Annotated in this window: 19 protein-coding genes; 12 read left to right on the top strand and 7 right to left on the bottom strand. The window is 65.7% G+C overall.

Annotation, left to right across the window (positions count from 1 at the left end; translation table 11 throughout):
- Positions 1-80 precede the first annotated feature (80 nt).
- Both NFG57_RS16735 and NFG57_RS16730 read right to left on the bottom strand, forming a co-directional pair.
- The gene (locus tag NFG57_RS16735; protein WP_348816199.1) at positions 81-1,055 is read right to left on the bottom strand and encodes an ion transporter; all 975 of its coding nucleotides are present in this window, start codon (positions 1,053-1,055) and stop codon (positions 81-83) included.
- 98 nt (positions 1,056-1,153) lie between these two features.
- Positions 1,154-2,035, bottom strand: coding sequence for a CYTH domain-containing protein (locus NFG57_RS16730; protein WP_213228520.1), 882 nt, complete (start codon positions 2,033-2,035; stop codon positions 1,154-1,156).
- Positions 2,036-2,170: 135 nt separating this feature from the next.
- Between NFG57_RS16730 and NFG57_RS16725 the strand changes: the two genes are divergently transcribed.
- From NFG57_RS16725 to glrR, 6 genes are all read left to right on the top strand, one after another.
- Complete coding sequence (locus NFG57_RS16725) at positions 2,171-2,851, top strand: TIGR00153 family protein (protein ID WP_045991100.1); 681 nt, start codon at positions 2,171-2,173, stop codon at positions 2,849-2,851.
- 83 nt (positions 2,852-2,934) lie between these two features.
- A complete protein-coding gene (locus NFG57_RS16720; protein WP_045991099.1) occupies positions 2,935-4,200 on the top strand; it encodes an inorganic phosphate transporter in 1,266 nt (421 codons plus the stop codon).
- Positions 4,201-4,444: 244 nt separating this feature from the next.
- On the top strand, positions 4,445-5,755 hold the full coding sequence (gene argA / locus NFG57_RS16715; RefSeq protein WP_213228518.1) for an amino-acid N-acetyltransferase: 1,311 nt from the start codon (positions 4,445-4,447) through the stop codon (positions 5,753-5,755).
- 810 nt (positions 5,756-6,565) lie between these two features.
- A complete protein-coding gene (locus tag NFG57_RS16710; protein WP_222516037.1) occupies positions 6,566-8,074 on the top strand; it encodes an ATP-binding protein in 1,509 nt (502 codons plus the stop codon).
- Complete coding sequence (locus NFG57_RS16705; protein WP_231498601.1) at positions 8,071-8,658, top strand: hypothetical protein; 588 nt, start codon at positions 8,071-8,073, stop codon at positions 8,656-8,658. The genes NFG57_RS16710 and NFG57_RS16705 overlap by 4 nt, the downstream gene beginning before the upstream one ends.
- Positions 8,659-8,712: 54 nt before the next feature.
- Positions 8,713-10,098, top strand: a complete 1,386-nt coding sequence (glrR, locus tag NFG57_RS16700; protein ID WP_045991097.1) for a two-component system response regulator GlrR — start codon at positions 8,713-8,715, stop codon at positions 10,096-10,098.
- Between the two features lie 277 nt (positions 10,099-10,375).
- On the opposite strand, the gene xseA is transcribed toward glrR, so the two are convergent.
- Positions 10,376-11,767 carry an exodeoxyribonuclease VII large subunit gene (xseA, locus tag NFG57_RS16695; protein ID WP_348814812.1) on the bottom strand — a complete coding sequence of 464 codons (1,392 nt, stop codon included), beginning with the start codon at positions 11,765-11,767 and terminating at the stop codon, positions 10,376-10,378.
- 180 nt (positions 11,768-11,947) lie between these two features.
- Here xseA and NFG57_RS16690 point away from each other — a divergent pair, with 180 nt between their 5' ends.
- From NFG57_RS16690 to NFG57_RS16675, 4 genes are all read left to right on the top strand, one after another.
- Entirely contained in the window at positions 11,948-13,681 is a 1,734-nt protein-coding gene (locus tag NFG57_RS16690) for an alkaline phosphatase D family protein (protein WP_108449943.1), read from the top strand.
- A 170-nt stretch (positions 13,682-13,851) separates the two neighbouring features.
- Positions 13,852-14,472, top strand: coding sequence for a hypothetical protein (locus NFG57_RS16685; RefSeq protein ID WP_146164648.1), 621 nt, complete (start codon positions 13,852-13,854; stop codon positions 14,470-14,472).
- Complete coding sequence (locus NFG57_RS16680) at positions 14,469-16,040, top strand: GMC family oxidoreductase (RefSeq protein ID WP_348814811.1); 1,572 nt, start codon at positions 14,469-14,471, stop codon at positions 16,038-16,040. The genes NFG57_RS16685 and NFG57_RS16680 overlap by 4 nt, the downstream gene beginning before the upstream one ends.
- A 35-nt stretch (positions 16,041-16,075) precedes the next feature.
- Positions 16,076-17,170 (top strand): hypothetical protein, encoded by a 1,095-nt coding sequence (locus tag NFG57_RS16675; RefSeq protein ID WP_348814810.1) that lies wholly within the window; start codon positions 16,076-16,078, stop codon positions 17,168-17,170.
- Between the two features lie 31 nt (positions 17,171-17,201).
- On the opposite strand, the gene NFG57_RS16670 is transcribed toward NFG57_RS16675, so the two are convergent.
- The 4 genes from NFG57_RS16670 to NFG57_RS16655 all read right to left on the bottom strand — a co-directional run bounded on the left by NFG57_RS16670 (position 17,202) and on the right by NFG57_RS16655 (position 21,494).
- On the bottom strand, positions 17,202-18,272 hold the full coding sequence (locus tag NFG57_RS16670; RefSeq protein WP_045991092.1) for an AbrB family transcriptional regulator: 1,071 nt from the start codon (positions 18,270-18,272) through the stop codon (positions 17,202-17,204).
- Positions 18,273-18,487: 215 nt separating this feature from the next.
- Positions 18,488-19,993: a tripartite tricarboxylate transporter permease gene (locus NFG57_RS16665; RefSeq protein ID WP_045991091.1), complete on the bottom strand. Its 1,506-nt coding sequence runs from the start codon at positions 19,991-19,993 to the stop codon at positions 18,488-18,490.
- A gap of 95 nt (positions 19,994-20,088) precedes the next feature.
- A complete protein-coding gene (locus NFG57_RS16660; protein WP_045991090.1) occupies positions 20,089-20,523 on the bottom strand; it encodes a tripartite tricarboxylate transporter TctB family protein in 435 nt (144 codons plus the stop codon).
- Positions 20,520-21,494 carry a tripartite tricarboxylate transporter substrate-binding protein gene (locus tag NFG57_RS16655; protein WP_108449946.1) on the bottom strand — a complete coding sequence of 325 codons (975 nt, stop codon included), beginning with the start codon at positions 21,492-21,494 and terminating at the stop codon, positions 20,520-20,522. The genes NFG57_RS16660 and NFG57_RS16655 overlap by 4 nt, the downstream gene beginning before the upstream one ends.
- A 124-nt stretch (positions 21,495-21,618) precedes the next feature.
- On the opposite strand from NFG57_RS16655, the gene NFG57_RS16650 reads away from it, so the two are divergent.
- Complete coding sequence (locus NFG57_RS16650; RefSeq protein WP_045991089.1) at positions 21,619-22,287, top strand: response regulator; 669 nt, start codon at positions 21,619-21,621, stop codon at positions 22,285-22,287.
- Positions 22,284-23,729, top strand: a complete 1,446-nt coding sequence (locus tag NFG57_RS16645) for a sensor histidine kinase (protein ID WP_348814809.1) — start codon at positions 22,284-22,286, stop codon at positions 23,727-23,729. The genes NFG57_RS16650 and NFG57_RS16645 overlap by 4 nt, the downstream gene beginning before the upstream one ends.
- The last annotated feature ends 24 nt before the right edge of the window (positions 23,730-23,753 follow it).

Genomic DNA, 23,753 nt, shown 5'->3' with positions numbered 1-23,753 from the left:
CTCGCTCTGCTGAACCCCCGCTTGGACAGGGGCCCGCTGCGCCCATGGCCTTGGACAGAGGGCCCGTTGCGGCCAGGGCCTTAGACAGAGGGGCCGCTGCGGTCGGGATTGCTGACGCCATCGTCGCCATCATCGTCATCTTCGCGCTTGGCCTTTTCTTCCTCACCGCCGTCGTCCTCCGGTTCCTCTTCTGGTTCTTCCTTCGGCGCGTTGGGGTCGGGGGTGTCCTCGTCGAGCCAGGTGCCACAGATCAGGCAGTACTTGGCACGCTGCTCGTGGCGGTCGTGGCCGCAGCCTGGGCAGGCTTCGTCGGAGTAGCGATCGGCACGAATCGAGCGGATTACCTCGGCGGAGAAGACCCCGGTGGGGACCGCGATGATCGAGTAGCCGATCAACATGACCACCACGCTGATGGCCTGGCCAAGCGGCGTCACCGGCGAGATATCGCCGTAGCCCACCGTGGTCAGGGTCACCACCGCCCAGTAGATGGCTACCGGAATGCTGGTGAAACCGGCCTCCCTCGGCTCGATCAGATACATCATCGAGGCGAAGATGGTCACCAGCATGAACACCGTGAACAGGAACAGGAAGATCTGGTGGCCGCTGCGCTTCAGCGCGTCGATCAACAGGCGTCCTTCACCGACGAATTCCATCAGTCTCAGTATCCGGAAGATGCGCAGGCTGCGCAGCAGGCGGATGACGATCAGCGACTGGGCCCCGGGGATCAGCAGCGCCAGCCAGCTCGGCAGGATGGCGATCAGGTCGACGGTGCCGTAGAAGCTCTTCAGATAATTGAGTGGCCGCTCGAGGCAGTAGAGCCTGAGGACCAGCTCGATGGTAAAGAGGATGGTGAAGGTCCATTCGATGGCCCGGAACAGCTCGCCGTGCTGCATGCGCAGGCTATCGACGCTCTCCAGCACCACCACCAGCACGCTGGCCAGGATGGCGGTGATCAAGGCGATGTCGAAGCCCTTGGCCAGCCGGGTATCCGACTCGAAGATGATCTGAAAGATGCGCGTCTTGAGGCCTTCGGCGGCCGGCTTGTAGCCGTTGATCACGGGCATGTCCTTGTGGTCTCGGGGCATTCTCCTGCAGGGATTGGGCTATCGCCTACAGGAAATGGGGCCATCGTCGGCGTTGCTCGCTATTGACGTTACTCCATCTCGACGTTGTCGGGTAGCCGGCGACCGAGTCTCAACAGGCCGGCGCCGACCTCGGCACTGAGCCAGTCGGGACGGTGCTCGGCGTCCTCGAGACAGCCTTGCAGGTGCTTGACTTCCTCACCGACACCGGGCGCCGACGAGCACTGTGCAAGCCGCTCTAGCGTCTCCCGGGCGGTGACCATCCAGCCGCTGTCCTGGGTGTCGGCGTAGGCGTCGAGGGCGACCACCAGGCGATGCAGCAGGGTCGAGGGGCTGTCGCCGGACGGCAGCCGCCAGCCCTCCGCCAGTGCCGTCCCGCGAGCCGCCTTGCTGGTGTCCGATGGGCGCAGCGGCACGCTCTCGGCGAAGCCATCGGCCAGCTCCAGTAGCTGTCTGGCGTCTCCCCGCTTGAGCTCGAGCTCGACCTCGCGGATGGTAACGCTTAGCTCCCCCACGCGAATCTCGCCCTCGTCGAGGGCGATTTCAACCTCGCCACCATCGCTTTGCAAAAGCCACACCTCCCGCTGAAAGTCGGTGGTAAAGCAGGGGGCGAGGCGGGTCAGCAGGGTCTCGTCCAATGCCTGGATCGGCTCGAGCCCCTTGAGACCGTCCAGGTCGAGGGTGTCGCCGGCCACCTTCCATTCCCATTCTCCCCGGGTGGACAGGCCACCACCGCCCTGGCCGCTGGTCTTCAGGGTCTGGCGCCACTCGTCGCCGATACGCCGCAGACGCAGGGCGACGCGGGCCTCTTTGAGATCTCCCTCAGGGGTGTCGTAGTAGGTATTGACCAGCGTCTGACGGCGGGAAGCCTCTCCGGCGAGGCGGGGGTGGCGTCGTAGCGCATCCGGGCCATCCGGCCCCAGGGCGAGTTTGAGTTCGACTTCATGGCTCATGCGGAGCGTCCTGGCAGGGATAATGGAGGGTGAATCACATCAATGTGACGTTAGTGAGGCAGTATTTTTTCCATGACGTGACAGTTTGGGGTCACTATACTGTCGCCGCCATTTCTCCAGTGTCCGTGACTCCCTATGGTGACATCAAATCCGTTTTCGGCGATGTTTGGCCGCTCCCCCTTTCAACCGCTGCTGGCCCATATCGAAAAGGCGCACGACTGCTCTGCCGAGCTGCTGCCCTTCTTCGAGGCGACCCTTAGGGGCGACTGGGATGCGGCGGCCTCGCATCGTGAAGTGATTACCCGGCTCGAACACGAGGCGGACTCGCTGAAGACCGAGCTGAGGCTGAACCTGCCCAACACCCTGTTCCTGCCGGTTTCCCGTTCGGACCTGCTGGACCTGGTCAGCGTTCAGGACAAGATCGCCAACAAGACCCGCGACATCACCGGCATCATGCTCGGCCGCCAGATGCAGGTACCCGACGCCCTGGCGACCCCGATGCGCGAGTACATCGCCACCGCCGTCGACTGTGTCGCCCAGGCGCGTCAGGCCCTCGAGGAACTCAAGGACCTGCTCGAATCCGGCTTCGGACGCAATGTCACCGAGCTGATGCAGAAATTGATCCGTGGGCTGCATGATCTCGAGCAGCGTGCCGACGAGCAGCAGATCGCCATTCGTCGCCAGCTGTTCGCCCTCGAGAAGGACCTGCCGCCGGTAGACGTGATGTTCCTCTATCAGATCATCGAATGGATCGGAGAAGTGTCGGACCGCGCCGAGCGGGTCGGCAGCCGACTCCAGATCATGACGGCGAACTGAAGACCGTCTTTCCATCCGACCGCCTGCGGGCGGTCTGACGTCATTCAGACTTTCCTCAGTCAGCAATCAAGGGATCTTCTCCCATGTCGATCATTGCCCAGCACGGTGACATCTTCATCCTACTGGCCTGCGCGTTCGGTTTCTTCATGGCCTGGGGCGTCGGTGCCAATGACGTGGCCAACGCCATGGGTACCTCCGTAGGTTCACGGGCGGTCACCATCAAGCAGGCGATCATCATCGCCGTCATCTTTGAATTTCTCGGTGCCTGGCTGGCCGGTGGCCAGGTCACCGAAACCATCCGCAAGGGCATCATCAATCCGGCCCTTCTGGAAAACGACCCCCAGTTCCTGGTCTACGGCATGCTGGCCTCGCTGCTGGCCGCCGGCACCTGGCTGCTGATCGCTTCGATGAAGGGCTGGCCGGTGTCCACCACCCATTCCATCGTCGGTGCCATCGTCGGTTTTGCCCTGGCCGGGCTCGGCATCGAGGCGGTGGGCTGGGGCAAGGTGGGCCAGATCGCCGCCAGCTGGATCGTCTCGCCGCTGCTCGCGGGCTCCATCGGTTTCATGCTGTTCAAGTCGGTGCAGCGTCTGGTGTTCGAAGCCGACGACCCGTTCGCCGCTGCCAAGCGCTATGTGCCGATGTACGTGTTCCTGGTGGGTTTCATCGTCGCCATGGTGACCCTGACCAAGGGCCTCAAGCACGTGGGCCTGCACCTTGCTCCCTTCGAGAGTCTGTTGATCGCGGTGCTCTTTGGCCTGGCGCTGATGGGCCTGGGTATCTGGCGCGAGCGCAGCATCGGCCGTAGCCAGCGCAAGACCGACTCCTTCGGTTTCGAGGGTGTCGAGCGGGTGTTCGGCGTGCTGATGATCTTCACCGCCTGTGCCATGGCCTTCGCCCACGGTTCCAACGACGTGGCCAATGCCGTCGGCCCTCTGGCGGCGGTCATCAGCGTGGTGCATGAGCATGGCAGCATCGAAGGCGCCTCGGCGGTGCCCTGGTGGGTGCTGGTGCTGGGCGGTGGTGGCATCGTGGTCGGCCTGGTGACCTATGGTCACAAGGTCATCGCCACCGTCGGCACCGGCATCACCGAGCTGACCCCGAGCCGTGGCTTCGCCGCCACCCTGGCCGCCGCCACCACCGTGGTGCTGGCCTCGGGAACCGGCCTGCCGATCTCGACCACCCACACCCTGGTGGGTGCGGTGCTGGGCGTGGGTCTGGCCCGCGGTCTTGCCGCCCTCAACTTGCGGGTCATCGGTACCATCGTGATGTCCTGGCTGATCACCCTGCCGGCAGGGGCGGGCCTTGCGATCATGTTCTTCTTTATGTTCAAGGGGATCTTCAACTAGGCAAGGGTTCTTCAACTAGGCAGCGGGGTGCTTCCCCCTATGCGGGAACGAGGAGATCGCCTGGCGATCATGTCGCTCACTCCTCCCCCCCCACGACGGCGCCTTCGGGCGCCGTTGTCGTGTCTGTCGTCCGCAGCTGCGCAGGTGGCAACCGGGCGTAACAGGCGGCGCGGGTGTGGGTCGATAGCAGGCTCTGATATAGTGAAGCCACCTTTCTCCTTGTCCGCCGCAGCAGGTCCGGTCCTTGAACACGTCCTTTTCCTTCGTCGACTGGTTTCGCCATTCCTCGCCCTATATCAACGCCCACCGTGGCCGCACCTTCGTCGTGCTGGTCGAAGGGGAGGCAATGGCGGCGGGTCGAGGGGAGTCGCTGATCCAGGACCTGGCGCTCTTGCACACTCTGGGGGTCAAGCTGGTGGTGGCCTTCGGCATTCGCCATCAGGTACACAGCGTGCTCGAGGCCGAGGGTATCTCGCCGGTGCGCCATCAGGGGCGCTGGGTCGCCGACGAAACCATCATGGCCAGGGTCGAGCGGGTCGCCGCCGAGCAGCGCCTGTGGCTCGAGGCGCGGCTGTCACTGGGGCTGCCCAACACGCCGCTGCACGGTATCGAGTTGACCACGGTGTCCGGCAATCTGGTCATGGCCAAGCCCCTGGGGGTGCGTGACGGCGTCGACTTCCAGCGTTCCGGCGAGGTACGCCGGGTCCGCTCGGGGGCGGTCAGAGCCCTGCTCGAGCAGCACTCGCTGGTGCTGCTGCCGCCGCTCGGCTTTTCCAGCACGGGCGAGGTCTTCGACCTGGACGCCGCAGAGGTCGCCCAGCAAGTGGCAGTGGCGCTGAAGGCCGACAAGTTGATCCTGCTGGGGGAATCCGACGGTCTGCGCGATGACAGCGGGCGGTTGTTGCGACAGCTGTCTCCGGCGGAGGCGCGGCCGCTGCTGGACGACGCCTCTCTCGGTGAGGAGCGCGCACGCCACCTGGGAGCCGCCTGCGAGGCGGCGTCCCATGGCGTCGCACGCACCCACCTGTTGTCCTGGCGAGACGCCGACGCTCTGCTGGGCGAACTCTTCACCCGTGACGGCGTCGGCACCATGATCACCCAGCATCGCTACGAACAGCTTCGAGCGGCGGGCGTGGAGGATATCGGCGGGCTACTGGAACTGCTGGATCCGCTGGAGAAGCGCGGCATGCTGGTCCCGAGATCCCGCGAACGGCTCGAGCACGAGATCGACGACTACCTGGTGATCGAGCGTGATGGCATGGTCATCGGTTGCGCCGCCCTGCACCGTTTCGACGACGCCAACGTCGGTGAGCTGGCCTGCGTGGCGGTGCACCCGGACTATCGTAGCGGGGCCCGTGGTGAACGCCTGCTGGCAGAGATCGAGCGTCAGGCCCGGCGCCAGGGCATCGATCGTCTGTTTGCCCTGACCACCCACACCGCCCACTGGTTTCTTGAGCACGGCTTTGTCCCCTCGGCGCTCGATGAACTGCCACCGCTGCGACGCGACGCCTACAATCATGCGCGGAAGTCGAAGGTAATGAGCAAGGCCTTGTAGGGCGTACCAGGGAAGGTGCTCGTCGACGTTTCGGCCAACCATTACGGCGTCTCCATTTGGAGACGCCGTAATGGTTTGTTAAGTAAGGATATTTTGATTTTGGCTCGTTTTGCGTCTGGATTTGGCGACGTTTGTTCAGGGATCAGACCTCGAAAGTCGGCCATGACGTTCAAGATGTCTGTGGTTGGCGATTTTTGATAATTTTAAGTTATTGATAATAAATAAGTTGCTTTGTTTTTGGCACGGTGATCGCAATAGTCTTGGCGAGCAGGGAAGGTGGCGATCAAGTGTCGTTGTCCTTCCGGGATCGGCGGAGAAATCACTGCCCTGTGCGACTCCGACGAACCCAGCGCCTGCTCCGCGTGATGTGCGACACAAGGTTGCGATGAGACGGCACCGGCCGATCAGGCATGGAGAGGTGTCGTGAAGAGCAAGGATGCTCTGGCAAGGAAGCCGACCCCTTCGGGGGAGTCTTTCGCTCCGCCGCCCAGGCGACGGAGCCAGAACGAGGCAGGATGGGAGACCATCCAAGAGGTGAGATCAGGTTCCTGGTAACGACGATCCCACCTTGGCTTCGGGCCCTTTGGGCCACCCGAAAACCGTTCAATGGGCGGACCAGGCCATCGATTGATCTGTTTTCGACCCTTCAGTTCCCTGCGTATTCGGGCCGGCCTAGCCGGCCCCTTTTTTTTCATACGGTTTTTTGCGAAGTCGGCTGAGCGTTTGACGCGGGGGTAATGGGCCAATTCTGGTATTCTTCTGGATGGATTGATGGACGCTTCATTCACCTTCCTTCACAGAACTCTGGTCATGACCTCTGCTGCCACGCGCCGTTGGCGCCCCCGCTCGTTGTTGCAACTGGTGCTGCTGGCCTTCGTGGTGGTCATGCTGCCGCTTGGTGTGCTGATGTACCAGGCTGGTCAGGCGCTGTCGGAGCTGTCGCGGCTGGCCGAGGTCAGCGCTCGTCAGGCGGTGTCCGAGACACGTCGGGCACGCACCCTGGGGTCGCTGGCGGTGGAAATGGAGCGTGGTGCGCGCCAGTACGCGGTGATCCAGGAAGAAAGCCTGCTCGACATCTATGCCGATCGTCTGGCCGAGTTCCGCGAGTTGCTGGCGCGCCAGCGCCTGCTGCTGCCCGATGACCCCGACATCCAGGCGCTGGAACGCCTGCTCGACGAACTCGCGACCCTGCCGCAACAGCCGCCGGAGGCCTACGCGGCTTCGCTCGACGACTTTGTAGCTTTTTCCCGACACGTCGAGGGTATGCGCCAGGCCACCAACAGGCGCATCGATCTGCGCCTGGACGCCATCCGTGAACGGGCTCGACAAGTTCAGCAACGCCTGTGGTGGCAGACCGGGGCGCTGGTCTCGGCGAGTCTGATGCTGATGCTGTTGTTCACCCGCTTGATCATACGCCCGGTGCGTCAGCTCGAGCGGCGCATCCTCGGCATCGGCAGTGGCTATCAGGACAGCCAGCAGCGCCACGTTCAGGGTCCTGCAGAGCTGGTAGCGCTGGGCGAGAGGCTCGACTGGTTGACCCATCGCCTCGAAGAGCTCGAAGCCCAGAAACAGCAGTTCCTGCGCCATATGTCCCATGAACTGAAGACACCGCTGGCCAGCGTTCGTGAGGGATCGGCGCTTTTGTCCGATGGCGTGGCCGGTGAGTTGAGCCCGCGTCAGCGTGAAGTGCTGGACCTGATCGACGCCAGCGGCGCCGAACTGCAGCGCCTGATCGAGCAACTGCTCGACTATAATCTGTTGCAGCACCACCGCAGTGCGGCCATCGAGCGCCTCGACATGGCCACGGTGGCACGCGAGGTGCTGGCCAAGCATCGATTGAGCCTGCAGTCCAAGGAAATGTCGGTCGAAGTGTTCTCGGGCCCGCTGCAGTGGCGTGCCGATCATCAGGCCACCGCCCGATTGCTCGATAATCTGGTGTCCAACGCCGTGGCCTATGGTGAGGATGGTGGCAAGCTGCTGATTCGCGCCCGTGCACGCCACGACAGGCTCGAGCTCGAGGTAGCCAACACCGGCGAGCCGATCGCCGAGCAGGATCGCGACCACCTTTTCGAGGCCTTCTACCAGGGACGAGCACGACGCAAGGGTGCGCTCAAGGGCTCCGGCATCGGACTCTCCGTGGCGGCTGACTGCGCTCGTCTGCAGCACGGCCGGCTCGAGCTGATCGATGATCCCGAGTGGCCGGTGTGCTTTCGACTGACGCTGCCGGCAGCACCACCGGAAGATGGCCGACATTACGGCCTACATAACGATACAAGGCCCGCATTGACGGGTCAGGACGCAAGGAATCTGACGCTATGAACTCAAGGGGTGTGACCCTGACACCTCGACGCTCGCTTACCCGAGTCGTCGGCCCTGCCGCTGTTGTCAGTCTGATGCTGGTGATCAGCGGTTGTGAAATGCTGCCTATCGAGTCAGTCGGTGACGAAACACCGGCGGTCGAAGCGCTTGATCTGACCACCTGCCATGCAGAGGTGCCGACCTTTGCCGAGTCTTCTTGCATGTTGACCGACTGGATCGCCTTCGGTCTGGCCTCCCAGCGTGGCGATCGCCAGTGGCGTGACGCCATGCTGGCGCGGCTGGAAGGTCATGCGCCCGAGCAACGCCTGGGGCGCGCCGTGGCCTTGAGCTGGGGCAGCGAAGCCCAGTGGGACCAGGCGTCGGAGCTTTACAAGGCGGACCTGAGCCTGGCGCCCGTTGAACTCCAGCCCCTGCTGCGCTACTGGCTCAACGAACTCGAAGGGCGGCGCGCCTTGGATGACCGCGCCGGTCGCCATCATGGCGAGGTGGCTCGGCTACGCCAGGAAAACAAGGAACTGGCAGACAAGCTCGATGCGATGACCGCCATCGAGCAGAACATCAATCTGCGACAGCAGGCGGAATGAGAGCAGAGCACCAACCAGCAACAGCGGATGGAGTGAAATTGTGGAGACGGTGATATGAAGCAAGTCGCAGCGACCGCGAACGCCAGGACATCGGCCCATGTACTGCTGGTAGACGATGATGTCAGCCTGCTGAAGCTTCTGGGCATGCGCCTGGAAAGCCGCGGCTATCGGGTGACCACCGCCGAGAGCGGTCGCGAGGCGCTCAAACGGCTGGAAGAAGGGCGGCCGGATCTGGTGCTGTCTGACCTGCGCATGGATGAAATGGACGGCATGGCGCTGTTCCAGGATATCCAGCGGCGCATGCCCGGCCTGCCGGTGATCATCCTGACCGCCCATGGCTCGATTCCGGATGCGGTCAGCGCCACTCGCCAGGGCGTGTTCAGCTTTCTGACAAAACCGGTGGACCGCGAAGAGCTGTTCGGTGCCATCGACGATGCTCTGTCCAATACCGCCAGCAGCGGCGAAGGTGACGACAGCTGGCGCGACGAGATCATCACCCGCAGCCCTGAAATGGAGCGTATTCTCGAGCAGGCGCGGATGGTGGCGGGGTCCGATGTCAGCGTGCTGGTCACTGGACCATCGGGCTCCGGCAAGGAGCTGCTGGCCAATGCCATCCACAAGGCCAGCGCCCGCGCCGACAAGCCCTTTATCGCGATCAACTGCGGCGCGCTGCCGGAGCAGTTGCTGGAAAGCGAGCTGTTTGGCCATGCCAAGGGCGCCTTCACCGGGGCCATCAGCGAACACGGCGGGCTGTTCCAGGCGGCCGACGGTGGCACCCTGTTCCTGGACGAGATCGGCGACATGCCTCTGGCGATCCAGGTCAAGCTGCTGCGGGTGTTGCAGGAGCGACAGGTGCGCCCGGTGGGCTCCACCACGTCGGTGCCGGTGGACGTGCGGGTGCTGTCGGCGACCCATCGCGATCTGGATCAGGCCATGCATGAAGGCGAGTTCCGTGAGGATCTCTACTATCGCCTCAACGTGGTCAACCTGAAGCTGCCGGCGCTCAAGGATCGCGCCGAGGATGTGCCGCTTCTGGTCAAGCATCTGGTGGCCCAGGCGGCGTCGCGCCACAAGCCCTTCGTCAAGGGGTTCTCGCCGGAGGCGCTCAATCTGCTGGCAACCTGTGCCTGGCCCGGCAATGTGCGTCAACTGGTCAACGTGGTCGAGCAGTGCGTGGCACTGTCCAGTGCGCCGATGATCCCGGAAGCCCTGGTGGCCCAGGCGCTGGCGGCGGAAGACAACGCCATGCCGACCTTCAACGACGCTCGCGCAGGATTCGAGCGTAGCTACCTGGTCAAGGTGCTGAAGATCACCGAGGGCAACGTGACCCAGGCGGCGCGCATCGCCGGACGTAACCGCACCGACTTCTACAAGCTATTGTCCCGCCACGAGCTGGAACCCGCCTCGTTCAAGCCGGGGGTGGCAAGCCCTTCTCGCTAGCCCGATGGGCAGGCTCGGTGCGATGGGCCGAGCCCCCGAAGATCCCCGCTCCGGCCCCATCCGGCTGATTCAGCCGGCGGCGGTTCGTCGCCAAGGTGCCGCCGGCAAGATACCGCCGGCAAGATACCGACAACCTAGGCGCTGTCCGAAAAGTCGACGAGCGAAGGTTAGACAAGGCAAAAATCGGTGAGAAAGCGCAGTTTACGGGGTGTAAATGAGCATTTTGATCCGATTTTTAACGCTGTATTACCGAGCGCAGGCACTTTTCAGACAAGCCCTAGGCCTCGTCGTCGGATCGGTTGTCCGGGGCCTGCTCGGCTGCCGGCCATGTCTCGATCACCTCGACGTCCAGCTCGCCATCGGCGAGGCGAGCGTGCAGTCGCTGGCCGGGCGCGGTCTGATCGGCGCGGCGCACCGCCTGGCCGTCGCTGGCGGTGAGGATGGCGTAGCCACGGCCCAGTACGGCCAGCGGACTGACCGCCTGCAACTCCCGGGCGGCGGCTGCCAGGCGCTCGCGCCGATGGACCAGCGATAGCCGCTGGGCGCCGTCGAGACGGCGTCTCAAGCGGCTCAGTTGGCGCCGATTCTCGTCCAGGGTGAGTCCGGGCGAGCGCAGCGATAGACGGTGAGCCAGGTCTGTCTGGCGGCGCCGCTCGGCGACCACTCGACCGCTGATGGCGCGTCCGAGGCGTTCCTTCAGCTGGCCAAGACTATCGCGCTGACGTGCGATCGCCTCGCCGGGGTGACGCAGGCGCGAGCGCAGGTGATCCAGCCGCTGGCCTTCCCGCTGCAACAGGCGTGCTTGTGCACCCTTCAGACGGTTGTCTGCCTGGGTTAGCCGGGCCGTCAGTTCCTGGCGCGAGGGCACCAGACGTTCGGCGGCGGCGGAGGGCGTCGGTGCGCTGGCGTCGGCGGCCAGATCCGACAGGCTCTGGTCGGTCTCGTGGCCCACCGCAGACATCACCGGCAGGCGCGAGTGGTGGATCGCTCGGGCCAGGTGTTCATCGTTGAAGGCCCACAGATCCTCGAGACTGCCGCCGCCACGGGTGATCAGCACCACGTCCCGGTCCTGGTCCAGCGTCGCCTGGCGATTGAGCAGGCCCAGGGCGGCGATGATCGCGGGCGCCGCCTCGGCCCCCTGGACCGGTACCGGTATCAGGGTCACCGTGACCAGCGGCCAGCGTGCCCGGAGTACCGCCAGCACGTCGCGCAGGGCGGCGCCGCTGGCGGAGGTCAGCACCAGCAGATGTCGCGGGGGAAAGGCCAGCGAGCGAGCGTTGGTGAAGACCCCCTGGTCGCCCAGGCGTTGCTTGAGCGCCGCCAGGGCGGCGAGCAGGGCGCCGGCTCCGGCGGCCTGCACCGCCTCGACGATCAACTGGTAGTCGCCCCTGGGCTCGAACAGCGAGACTCGGGCGCGCACCCGCACCAGATCACCGTCACGCATGGGCGTCGACACAAAGCGTCCACGCGTGCGAAACAGCACCGCCTTCACCTGGGCGCGTTCATCCTTGAGGGTGAAGTAGACGTGCCCCGAGGCCGGGCGCGAGACCCCCGACAGCTCGCCTTCGATCCACTGTTCGCCGAGATCGGCTTCCAGCGTAGCGCGCGCGCGTCGATTGAGGTCGCTGACCGAGAGTACGTCCTGGGCGCTATCCGACGTCGCTGTCATGGAGGCTTCCTGGGCTGGCATTGAAGAGAATCGGCGAGCATCAGCGACTGGCAGGACCACGCTGGCAAGTGACAGGTTACCAGAGCCCAGGTCGCCGCTTCAGCAAAGTCGAACTACGCTTAACGGGACAGGCGGGCAACCGGTCTGCCTCGCACGCGCCGCTGCGACGGAGGAGGGCACATGTCGGGACTTCGCGCGCCCGATATCGGGCCTATCGTGGGGCACACCACGGCTCACAGCTGTCGGCTGTGGGTTCGCGGTATCGCTCCCAATGATGATGGCGTCGACCTGACCGCGTCCTTGCGCACCGTGGGCCTGCTGGCGGTGGTCGAGGACAATGGCTTGCCCCGCCTGATCGACGGTGATCCGTCACGTCCCCACGCCTTCTATTTTCGTCTGCACCGGGAGTTTGATCGTACCGGGACCTTCGAGCTGGGGGCCGAGGAAGGTCTGGGAGCGATCGATGGCGTGGCGCCGCTGGGCCAACCCGATGGGGTGGTGCCGTTGACGCCCGATACCCGCTACAAGGTGCGTGTCGCGACCCTCACCCTGGATGACACGACGCCCGACGTGGAAAGCCTGAGTGACGCCCAGATCGCCGCCAGGCTGCCCGACGTTAACGGCATGGCGTCGCTGCTCGCCGACCTAGATGGCGAGCACTGCGAGGCCGAATTCACCACCTTCGCCGCCGCAGTGGAGCCACGACTGGCCTTTCTGCTGGGGTCCTGTCGCTATCCCGGTACCCTGTGGAAGACCAAGGAAGCCGATCGCATCTTCGGCCCCATGGCCAGTCACTTGAGGCGTCGAGGCAGTCGGCCGGCGGCGCGCTTCAGCCTGCTGGTGGGCGATCAGATCTACGCCGATCAGTACAGTCGCTTCGTGCCGATCGGTCGCGCCGAGACCTTCGCCGAGTTTCAGGACCGCTATCGCCAGGCCTTTGGTTCCCCGCAGATGCGCCACTTCCTGCGCCAGGCACCGGTGTACATGATCCTCGATGACCACGAGATCGAGGACAACTGGCATCGTGACCGCCTCGCCGCCAAGCGCGAGCTGTTCAATGTCGCCATTGGCGCCTACATGAGCTACCAGTGGTCACACTGCCCGCGCAGCTTCGGGCGTCATCTGCACTATCACTTCGACTGCGGCGGCTATCCCTTCTTCGTCTGTGACACCCGTACCCATCGTACCTACGGTCGCGAGAACCGGGTGATGGACAACCATCTGCTGGGACGGCCCAGCATCGACCCCCAGCATCCTTCCCAGCTGGACGTGCTGCTCACGTGGCTGAGCGACCAGCAGGCCAGGTGCGGCGCGATGCCCAAGTTTGTCGTTACCTCGACAGTTTTCGCGCCCAGTCCGCTGGATGAAAGGCTCGATCCGGCCCTGGATGGCCATGACGCCCAGGCGCCGACGGATCTGGTGCGGACCAACCTCTCCCGGCGTGCCGAAAGCGATAGCTGGTCGGGGTTTCCGGCCACCCGCAAGGCGCTGGTCGAACATATCGTCGAGGCCGGCATCGACAACGTGATCTTCCTCAGCGGCGACGTGCACTGCGCCAATATCGCCGAGATGGTGGTGGAAGGGGGCGGTGGCGAGCCGCGACGGCTGTATGACGTCACCTCCTCGGCGCTGTACTGGCCGTTCTTCTGGGCCGACGGGGACCCCAACGGCTTTGTTCACGACTCCCGTCTGCCCGGTCAGGTGGATGGCTTTCCGCTGTTTGATGGTGACGTGACGCTGCACTACCGGGCCTTTGGCTTCTATCAGCAGGAAAACTTCTGTCGCCTGGAGCTGGACCGCGCTCACCACCGTCTGCGGGTCAAGGTGATCGATCGCTACGGCGATGAAGTCAGGGTGACGGACCCCGATGGCTCCGTGGTGCCCTATAACGATCTGGCGCTGGTGCCCTGGTAGCGAGCGATATGGCCGGTAGCGGCAATGTCGAAAGCGGGGCTGAAGGGCGCTGGGCTGGAGAGCGCTCGTCGGAAGAGTGCTCGTCGGAAGAGTGCTGACGGGCCGGTCGCCAAAGGGCGGGCGGCCCGGACGACAGGCGCAGGAGCAGGTCCTTTCCTGGAGAAATGGCGGTGAATACGACTAACCCCATGCTGGCGGGATTGCTGTTCGAGGAAACCATGCGAGGCCATTTTTCGCTCGGAAGCCAGGCGCCCGAGCGTGGTGAACGGCTGGGGCATGCAGAAGGCACCGAACTGGCCCTCCATGCCAAGGTCCAGATCGATGACATGGGCGCCTTCCTGGCCGACGACCGCCACCACGGCAGGCTGGGTGGTGTCGTCGATTTTGCCCCGCTGGGCCTTGGGCTGGTGATTCTCGAGGGCGACTTTCAGTTGTTTTCCCAGGGCCCCGGGGCGGGGCGTCAGATGGTCTACGACGCGGTTCTGGAACTGGATGAGCGGCGATTGTTCCTGCACGGGGTGAAGCGGGTCAACGACGATCCGGGGCCTGATCTCTGGCGTGATACCACCACCCTCTATACCACTCTGCATGAGGGCGAGAGCGCCACGGCCGACATTCTCGGGGCGGGCATCCTGCACCTGGGCGTGGCCGAGTTGATGGCCATGCTCAAGACCATGACGCCGACGGGCCAAGGGGATCTGCGCACGGTGGCGGATTTCGGTCGCTTCTTCTTTGGTGAACTGTGGCACCTCTATGCGCCCTGGGTCATTCGCCGGGAGCCCGAGGCATGAACTATGACGCCATCGTGGTGGGGTCAGGGTTTGGTGGGGCCGTGGCGGCCTGCCGGCTCGCCGAGGCTGGGCTCAAGGTGCTGGTGCTTGAGCGCGGAAGACGCTGGGAGCGCGAGGACTTTCCCCGGGGGCCGGATGATGACTGGTGTTTCGATGTGGACGCCCCTCGGGAGCGTCATGGCTGGCTCGACCTGCGCTTCTTTTCGCGCATGGCGGTGGCACAGGGCGCTGGCGTGGGTGGTGGTTCGCTGGTCTACGCCAATGTCTCGGTGCCGGCTGAGCGCTTCGCCTTCGACAGTGGCTGGCCGGAGGCGATCGACTTCGATGAGCTCGTCCCCTACCAGGACCGGGTAGGCCAGATGCTGGAGGTGGCCGAGGTCCCCGCGGGCCAGGTCAGCGAGCGCTATCGACTGGTCCAGGAGGCCGCCGTGCGCAGCGGTGACGGCGATCGCTTTCGCCCCTTGCCGCTGGCGGTGCGCTTCGACCCCGACTGGAACTATCAGCTAAGTGAGCCTCACCACCGTCGACACAGTCGGCAGGCCCTCAATGTCCACGGCAAGGAACAGGGGACCTGCATCCACTGCGGCTATTGCGATATCGGCTGCCCGGTTGGGGCCCGCAATACCCTTGACCTGAATTACCTGGCCCGGGCGGAGCAGCTGGGGGCACAGGTCCGTCCATTGAGCATGGTGCGATCGCTGGTGCCGGAATCCGGGGGCTACCGGGTGACCTTTCAGCATCTGGAAGGCGCGCCGACGATCCGTCACGAGCGCGCCGAGCGAGTGATCCTTGCCGCTGGCTCGCTGGGGTCCACCGAGCTGTTGCTGCGGGCCAGGGACCAGTACCGCACCCTGCCGGAACTGTCGCCGCTGCTCGGCCATCACTGGTGCGCCAATGGCGATTTCCTGACCCCCGCGATCTACCCGAACAGACGCATCGATGCCTGTCGCGGGCCGACCATCAGCGCCGCCATCGACTATCTCGACGGCAGCGACGGCGGTGAGCGCTACTTCGTCGAGGACGGCGGCTACCCTGACTTGATCGCCCACGCCTTGACGCAATTGCTGTCGCGCTCCGCCACCGCGAGCATGTTGCGGGGTGGCTGGCGTGCGGTGCTGGCCGAGGCGCTCAAGGAGAATGACCCCGATCGCTGCCTGATGCCCTGGTTCGGCCAGGGCATGGACACCGCCGACGGGGTGCTCAGGCTGACGCGGCGTTGGCTGGAGCGAGAGCCGTCGTTGAGCCTGGACTATCGGGTGGCCGCGTCGCGAGCCACGGTGCAGGCGCTGTGCGAACGCCACAAGCGCCTGAGCGCGGCCACCGGAGGCGTCGCCATCGAGCCACCGAGCTGGCGCCTGCTGGACTATTTGATCACCCCGCACCCACTGGGCGGTTGTCCCATGGGAGAGAATCGCTGGGACGGGGTGGTCGACCATGCCGGGGAGGTGTTCGGCTATCCGCGACTGTACGTGCTCGACGGTGCCATCGTGCCGCGCGCGCTGGGGCTCAATCCCTCGCGCACCATCGCCGCTCTGGCCGAGCGCGCCATGGCGCGGATGCTGGCCTAGCAGACGGAAGCGGCGACCCACCGGGAGGTAACATCATGGCCCGCGAGATCCCCCTCTATACCCTCGACGGCGTTGTCGACGCCGAGGTCACCCAGCACGGCTTCTGTACCGAGGACGGCCTGGGGCTGTCACTGCTGCGCTTTCGTCGTGGCCAGGGGCGCATGGCGGTAATGATCGTTCACGGCCTGACCACCTCCAGCGACATGTTCATCCAGCCCGAGCATCGCAATCTGGTCAGCTTCCTGCTGGACGAAGGGGTCGACGAGGTGTGGACGCTGGACTTCCGCATGAGCAACCGCCACCCCTACAACCTGCAGCCCAACCGCTACTCCATGGATGACTGTGCGCTGTTTGACTTTCCCGCGGCGGTGGCAAAGATCCGGCAGGTCGCCGGTGACGACGTCGAGCTGCACGTGATCGCCCACTGTCTCGGCTCGATGGGCTTCGCCATGGCACTGTTCGGCGGCACCGTCAGCGGCATTCGCTCCTGCATCCTCAACAGCGTTGCGCTGACGCCCCATGTACCGCGCTGGTCGAGGATCAAGGGCCACATCTTTCCCTTCGTGATCGAGCGCATCTTCCAGCAGCCCTACGTCAGCCCGCGCTGGAGCGAGGATCCAAGATTCACGCTGGGCAAGCTGTTGTCGAAAGGCGTATCGCTGTTCCACCGCGAATGCGACGTGCCGGCCTGCCATATGCTGTCGCTGATGTGGGGCACCGGCTGGCCGGCACTGTACAACCACGAGAACCTGGACGAGCGCACCCACCGACGGGGTGGTGACCTCTACGGCCCGGTAGGGCTCAACTACCACCGGCATGTCTTGAAGATGCTTGGCCGGGGCCATCGCACGGTGAAGATGCGCGAGGCGCCCGAATACGCCGCGCTACCCGACGACTACCTGCTCGAGGCGCGCCGCGTCGATACCCCCTGCCTGTTGCTGACGGGACGCGACAATCGCGTCTTCACCGACAGCAACGTGCACTGCCATCGGGCCCTGGAGGAGGTCGCCCCGGGCCGCCATGAGCTCGCGATCATCGACGGCTACGGTCATCAGGACGTGTTCATGGGCGCCCGGGTCGACCGTGAAGTCTTTCCCCGGTTGATGACGTTTCTGAACGCCCAAGCCTGAGCCCAATCGCCACACCTGAATCCAGATGCCGTCAGGCCCTGAGGCGGCGATGAGCCCAGCCCACCAGCGGCGGCAGCGCCACCAGCAGAACGGTGATGCGCAGCAGATGGTGGGAGGTGACGAAGGCCGGTTCGATATTCAGTGACAGCGCCACCAGGCTCAGCTCCGGCGCCCCGCCCGGCATGTAGGCCAGCAGCGCCGCAGCCACCGAGATGCCGGTCAGCGCCTGGCCGACCCAGGCTGCCGCCACCGCCAGCACCACCAGGATCAGCGCCTGGACCACCGCCAGACCCAGTTGCCGCGCCATGTCGGACAGCGCCACGCCGACGAAGCGCACGCCCACCGAGGTGCCGATGACCACCTGAGCCAGGGCGATCAGCGCCGGTGGCAGCACCGCGTGGGTCAGCCCGGAAAAGTGCAGCAGCGACGACACCAGCGCCGGGCCGAACAGCAGGGCGTTGGGCAGGCGCAGCACCCGGCCGACCACGGCGCCGAGCGCCGCCGCTACCACCAGCCAGGCGGTGCCGGCGAGCGAGGGTAGCTGGCTCCACTGGGCCGGCCCGTTGCTGGCGCCGGCCAGATCCACGTGGCCGAACAGGCCGAGGATCGGTGGAATCGCCAGCAGCAGCACCAGGATACGCACCGCGTGGGTGATACCGACGGCACGCAGGTCAGCGCCAGACTCGTGGGCCATCATCAACAGCGCCGACAGTCCGCCCGGGGCGCCAGCGTAGAGCGCGGTGTCCAGCGAGTGACCGGCCACGCGGTAGCTGAAGGCCACCGCCACCACCATCATTACCGCGGTGGCGGCGAGCATGATTGCGGCGCTGGCGGCCCAGGCGGTGATATCGCCGGACAGCTCCGGGGTGAAGGCCGAGCCCAGCATCACCCCGATGACCACCAGAACCCCCTTGCGCAACCGCCCCGGCGAGCCCAGGCGCACCCCGGCGAGGCTGGCCAGGGTGGTGGTGATCAGGGCGCCGAGCAGCCACGGAAGCGGCAGGTCGATCAGGTAGGCGATGACCCCGCCCAGACCGCCCAGGGCGAGGGTGGGCAGGAAGCGCCAGGCGCCGGGGGGAAGGAGTGTGGGGGCGGCGGGCATGGCGTCTCCTGTGTGCGTTGCCTGTACTCTGTGCACAGGTGGTGGTGATCGAGCCTGACGACGGCGCGCGGCGCCAGATGGCGCCGCGCAGGGACTACACGAGGGCTACATTAAGGGCTACACAAGGGCTACGCAGGGGCTTCGTGCGGGCCATATAAGAGCGATGCCAGGGCCTTTGCCGGGGCGACTCGAGCATGGCCCTGAAGCCCGTTGCATCAAGCCTGGCTCGAGGGCCGTTGCTTGAGCAGCTTGGGTACCAGCCAGGGCAGTACCAGCAGCGCCGAGGCGGCGATCCACAGCGACAGCGAGATGCCGGACTGCCACAGAATGGCGGTGTCGCCACCGCTGATCGCCAACGCCCGACGCAGGTTCTCTTCCATCAGGCCGCCCAGCACGTAGCCGAGGATGACCGGCGCCAGCGAGAAGCCGAGCTTGCGCAGCAGGTAGCCGAAGACACCGATGACGAGCATCAGATAGATGGCGGTCAGGTCGGAATGCAGCTGATAGACCCCGACGAAGGATAGCACGGCGATGGCCGGCACCAGCACCCAGCGCGGGATGGTCAGCACCTTGGCGAAGACCCCGGCCAGCGGCAGGTTGAGCGCCAGCAACACCAGGTTGCCGATGTACAACGAGGCGATCAGGCCACCGGCGACCTCCGGGTTGTCGGTGAACATCATCGGACCCGGGGTGATGTTGTAGAGCATCAGCGCGCCGAGCAGCACCGCGGTGGTGCCGGATCCGGGGATGCCCAGGGTCAGCATCGGTACGAAGGAGCCTGCGGCGGAGGCGTTGTTGGCCGCTTCGGGCGCCGCCAGGCCACGCATGTCGCCGGTGCCGAAGGTGTTGTCCTTGTCCACCAGCCGCTTTTCGGTGGTGTAGGACACCGCCCCGGCCACCGAGGCGCCGGTTCCGGGCAGTACGCCGATAATGAAGCCGAGCACGCCGGAGCGCAGCATGGTGCCCTTGCAGGCCATCACTTCCTTGAGGCTGACGAACACCCGGCCCAGCGGCGGCAGGGTGTCATCGACGTCGTCGCGATGGGCGTGCTCGAGCATCAGCAGGATCTCGCTGATGGCGAACAGGCCGATGATCATCACCACGAAGTCGATACCGTCATAGAGCTCCGGCATGCCGAAGGTGTAGCGCATCACGCCGGTGCCGGAGTCGACGCCGACGGTGCCGATCAGCACGCCGAGCACGGCGCCGATGGCGGTCTTGATCGGGTCCTTGCCCATCATCACCGACATCGACGAGAAGGCGAACACCATCAGCGCGAAGAATTCGGCGGGGCCGAACATCACCGCCACCCGGGCCAGCAGCGGGGCGAACAGGGTCAGGCCGATGATGGCGATGGTGGCGCCGACAAACGACGCCACCGCCGACAGGCCCAGCGCCGGACCGGCCAGGCCACGCTTGGCCAGCGGATGGCCATCGAGGGTGGTCATCACCGCGCCGGCGTCGCCGGGCACATTGAGCAGGATGCTGGACATGCGCCCGCCGTACTCGGCACCGGTGTAGATGCCGGCCAGCAGGATCAGCGCGGATTCGGCGGGCAGGCCCAGGGTGTAGGCCAGCGGCATCAGGATGGCGATGCCGTTGATTGGCCCGATGCCCGGCAGGGCGCCGAACAGGGTGCCCAGCAGCGCGCCGAGGAAGGCCAGGCCAAGATTGAGCGGCGTCAGGGCGACGCCGAAGCCTTCAATAAGAAAGTCGAACATGGGAACACCTTGATCAGGGATCGGTGGCGGTCAGGGCTGGGGCAGCGCTGGCAGCTGAGCTGTTACAGGAGCTGGCTTCAGGGCGGCGGTTCGCGCTACCACGGCAGGCCGGGCAGGCCGATGCCAAGGCCATGGGTGAACAGCCACTGGCCGCCCAGCGCCATCAACACACCGGTGGCCACGGCCTTGAGCGGACTGGCCTCGAACAGCCAGGCCAGGGCGGCGATCACCAGCATCGAGCTCAACAAAAAGCCCAGGCGCGGGAACAGCACGGCGTAGACCAGCAGCAGCACCAGCACGCCGATCAGGCGCAATCCCAGGCGCTTGTCGGGCCAGTGGCCGTTTTCTCCCGGACGTATCACCAGCACCAGCGACAGCAGCCCCAGCAGGATGGAGAGCCCCAGCGGAAAGGCCTTGGGGCCGACGGGGTCGTAGCTGAAGGGCACCTCGAGGGACAGGGCGTTGACGGCGGTAAACGCCGCCAACCCCATCAGGGCGATACCCAGACAGCGGTCGGCGGCGATACTCATTGGGTCAGACCCACTTCCGTGGCCAGCTCCTTGAAGCCGGCGACCTGATCCTTGACGTAGCCGTCGAAGTCGTCACCGAAGCGGGCCATGGGGAACAGGCCGCGGGCTTCGCGCAGCTCGGCGAAGGTCTCGTTGCCGGCCAGGTTCTCGAGGCGCTCGACCCAGGCCTGGTAGGCCTCGTCGCTGACCTCGGGGCCCATGTAGTAGCCGCGCCAGATCGGCCACTGGACGTCGTAACCCTGTTCGGCGGCGGTGGGAATCTCGGCGTAGGGGCCGCCCATGCGCTCCTCGGACAGCGCCGCCAGCACGCGGATGTCGCCGCTCTCGAGCTGGGACTTGAGCTCCGACAGGTCACCGGAGAACACCTGGATATGGTTGCCGAGCAGTGCGGCCAGGGCCTCACCGCCACCCTCGAAGGCCACGTAGCGCAGGCTGCGCGGGTCGACGTCGGCGGCCTTGGCGGTCAGCGCGGCCTTCATCCAGTCCTGGCTGCCCACGCTGCCACCGGCGCCGAAGGCGACCTGGGTGGGGTCTTCCTGCAGCGCCGTCATCAGCTCATCCAGGGTCTGCCAGGGCGCGTCGGCCTTGACCACGATGGCGCCGTAGTCGACCCCCAGGGCGCCGACCCAGCGCACTTCGCTGGCGTCGTACTGGCCGAACTTGCCCAGCGCCAGGTTGACCGCAGCGCCGGTGCTGGCGGCGACGATCAGGTTGGGGTCGTCGGTGCGCACGCCGTTGACGTGGTTGTAGGCCACCGCACCGATGCCGCCGGGCATGTAGGTGACCAGCATCGGGTCCTCGATCAGTCCGGTCTCGAGCAGGCCATTGGCGGCCAGCCGGCAGGTCAGGTCGTAGCCACCGCCGGGCTTGGCCGGGGCGATGCATTCGGCCTCGTCGGCGGCCTGGGCGGTGCCGACGCTGAGGCTGGCGCCGAGCAGCAGGGCGGCGGGCAGAGCTGTGATATTCTTCATGCGGACTCCTGACAACTATTATTATGGGTTGATGAAACCGGGGTGCTTTAGCGTGAGAGATGCTAGGCCGACTAGCTTTCATCAACCTGTCATGCCCTCCCTGCCTGGATAAGACATTAGTCGCATGCGCCTTCTCGTCGTCGAAGATGATGCCCTCATCAGCCGCTCGCTGGTCGAGGCCCTGACCCCCCTTGGCAATACCGTGGAGGTGTTCGCCTGCTGCAGTGATGCCAGGGCGGCGCTGCGCCAGGGTGGGGTCGACCTGATGCTTCTGGACATCGGCCTGCCCGACGGCGACGGCCTGTCACTGCTGGCCGAGTTGCGTGACGCGGGCGATCGCACCCCAGTGATCATCCTGACCGCCCGGGACGCCCTGGATGACCGGGTCAGGGGACTCGACCTGGGCGCCGATGACTACCTGGCCAAGCCCTTTGAGCTGGCCGAACTTGAGGCGCGGGTACGCGCGCTGCTCAGGCGCAGCCAGCAGCGTGCCGACAACCGTCTTGGCCTGGGTCCCTTGTCCTTCGATCCGGCCAGCGGCGCCGCCAGTCTGTTCGGCGAGCCCATGGCGCTGCCCCATCGCGAATTGCTGCTGGTCGAAAGCCTGTTGCTGCACGCTGGAGCCATCGCGCCTCGCGAGACCCTGGAAGGGCGACTTTTCGGCTTCGGCGAGGTGGGCTCCAACGCCCTGGAGGTCTACGTCAGCCGGCTGCGCAAGCGGCTCAAGGGCGCAGGTCTGCGTATCCGCACCTTTCGCGGACTTGGCTACCGTCTGGAAGAGGACGACGGGTGATCGAGGTTGAGGGATCACTCAAGCGTCGGCTCGGTGGCTGGCTGGTGGTCACCGTCGGAGTGCTGGGGCTGGCGCTGATGGTGGAGGCCTGGGTCAGCAGTCAGCGGGCGGCGGCGCGGGCCTTCGACGCCCAGTTGCAGGCGGCGGCGCTGACCATCGCCGAGGCGGTGCGCTGGCAGGACGGCATCCCCCAGGTGGTGGTGCCGGCGGCGGCGCTGCAGATCCTCGCCACCGGCAGCCAGGCGCGTGTGTTCTACGCGGTGCTGGACGATGATGGCAGGACGCTGTCGCGTAACTGGCCGGTGGACATCCCCACCACCTGGCAGCAGGCGCTGGATGAAGGCGGTATGTCGCGGGACCTGACCACGACGCTGGGAGAGCTGCGTCTGCATGCCCAGCGGGTGGCCTCGGCGGGTTGGGTCACCCAGCTGCCGGTGCAGGTGTGGGTCGGGCATACCCTCGAGGGGCGTCGAGCCCTGGCCCGCTCACTGTTCGAGCGTTCGCTGTCGCGCTTTATTGCCATGGTGCTGCTGACCGGGGTGCTGATGGGCTTGACCATGCGCGCGGCGCTGTCTCCCCTGCGCCGCCTGCGCCGCCAGATTCGTGGACGCGGCGCCGATGACTTCAGTCCGCTGGCGGCCAGGGTGCCCAGGGAGCTTCATGAGCTCGCCCAGGCCTTGGACCACCTGTTCGCCCGTCAGCGCCAGGGACGCGAGGATCTTCTGCGCTTCACCGCCGACGCCAGCCACCAGCTCAAGACGCCGCTGGCGGGACTCAAGACCGTCAGCGAGCTGGGCCTTCGCAGCAGTGATCCGGATGAATGGCGCCAGGCGCTCACGCGCGTTCACGCCCGGGCCGAGGACACCAGTCGACTGGCCGGCCAATTGCTGTCGCTGGCACGACTGCGCCACCTCGACCGGGAGACGGCGCTGCCTGCGCTCGACCTGGGTGAGCTGGTACGCGACGTCGCCCTGGACTGGGCGGCGCGGGAGCGGGCGGCGGAGCATGACCTCGGGCTTGGCAGCCTGCCAGCCGAGCCGCTGAAGGTGTGTGTCGAGGACTGGGCTCTGCGCGAAGCCCTGGGCAACCTGATCGACAACGCCCTGCGCTACACGCCGACAGGTTGCGAGATCACCCTGCATCTGGCGCGCGAGGGCGACTGGGCGCGGTTGTCGATCGTCGATGACGGCCCCGGTGTCGCCGACGCGGCGCTGGCGACGCTGGGACAGCCGTTTCAGCGGGGTGGGCGCCAGGACACCGAGGGCTCTGGACTGGGTCTTGCCATCGTCGATACCACCGCCCGGCGCATGGGCGCCCGCGTGCAATTCGCCAACCGCTCGCCGCGGGGACTCGAGGTGGTGCTGTGGCTGCCGCTGGCGAAGGACGAACAGGATGTCACCGGTGCCTTTGCTGCCGGCGTGAATCCAGGAGAGAGTACTTGATGTCCCTGCAGCCCGGACAACGCC

The organism is Halomonas sp. H10-59, assembly GCF_040070555.1.
GTDB lineage: Bacteria > Pseudomonadota > Gammaproteobacteria > Pseudomonadales > Halomonadaceae > Halomonas > Halomonas litopenaei.
The sequence above is the reverse complement of the archived record's forward strand: the minus strand, read 5'-3'. Positions and strand labels throughout refer to the sequence as shown.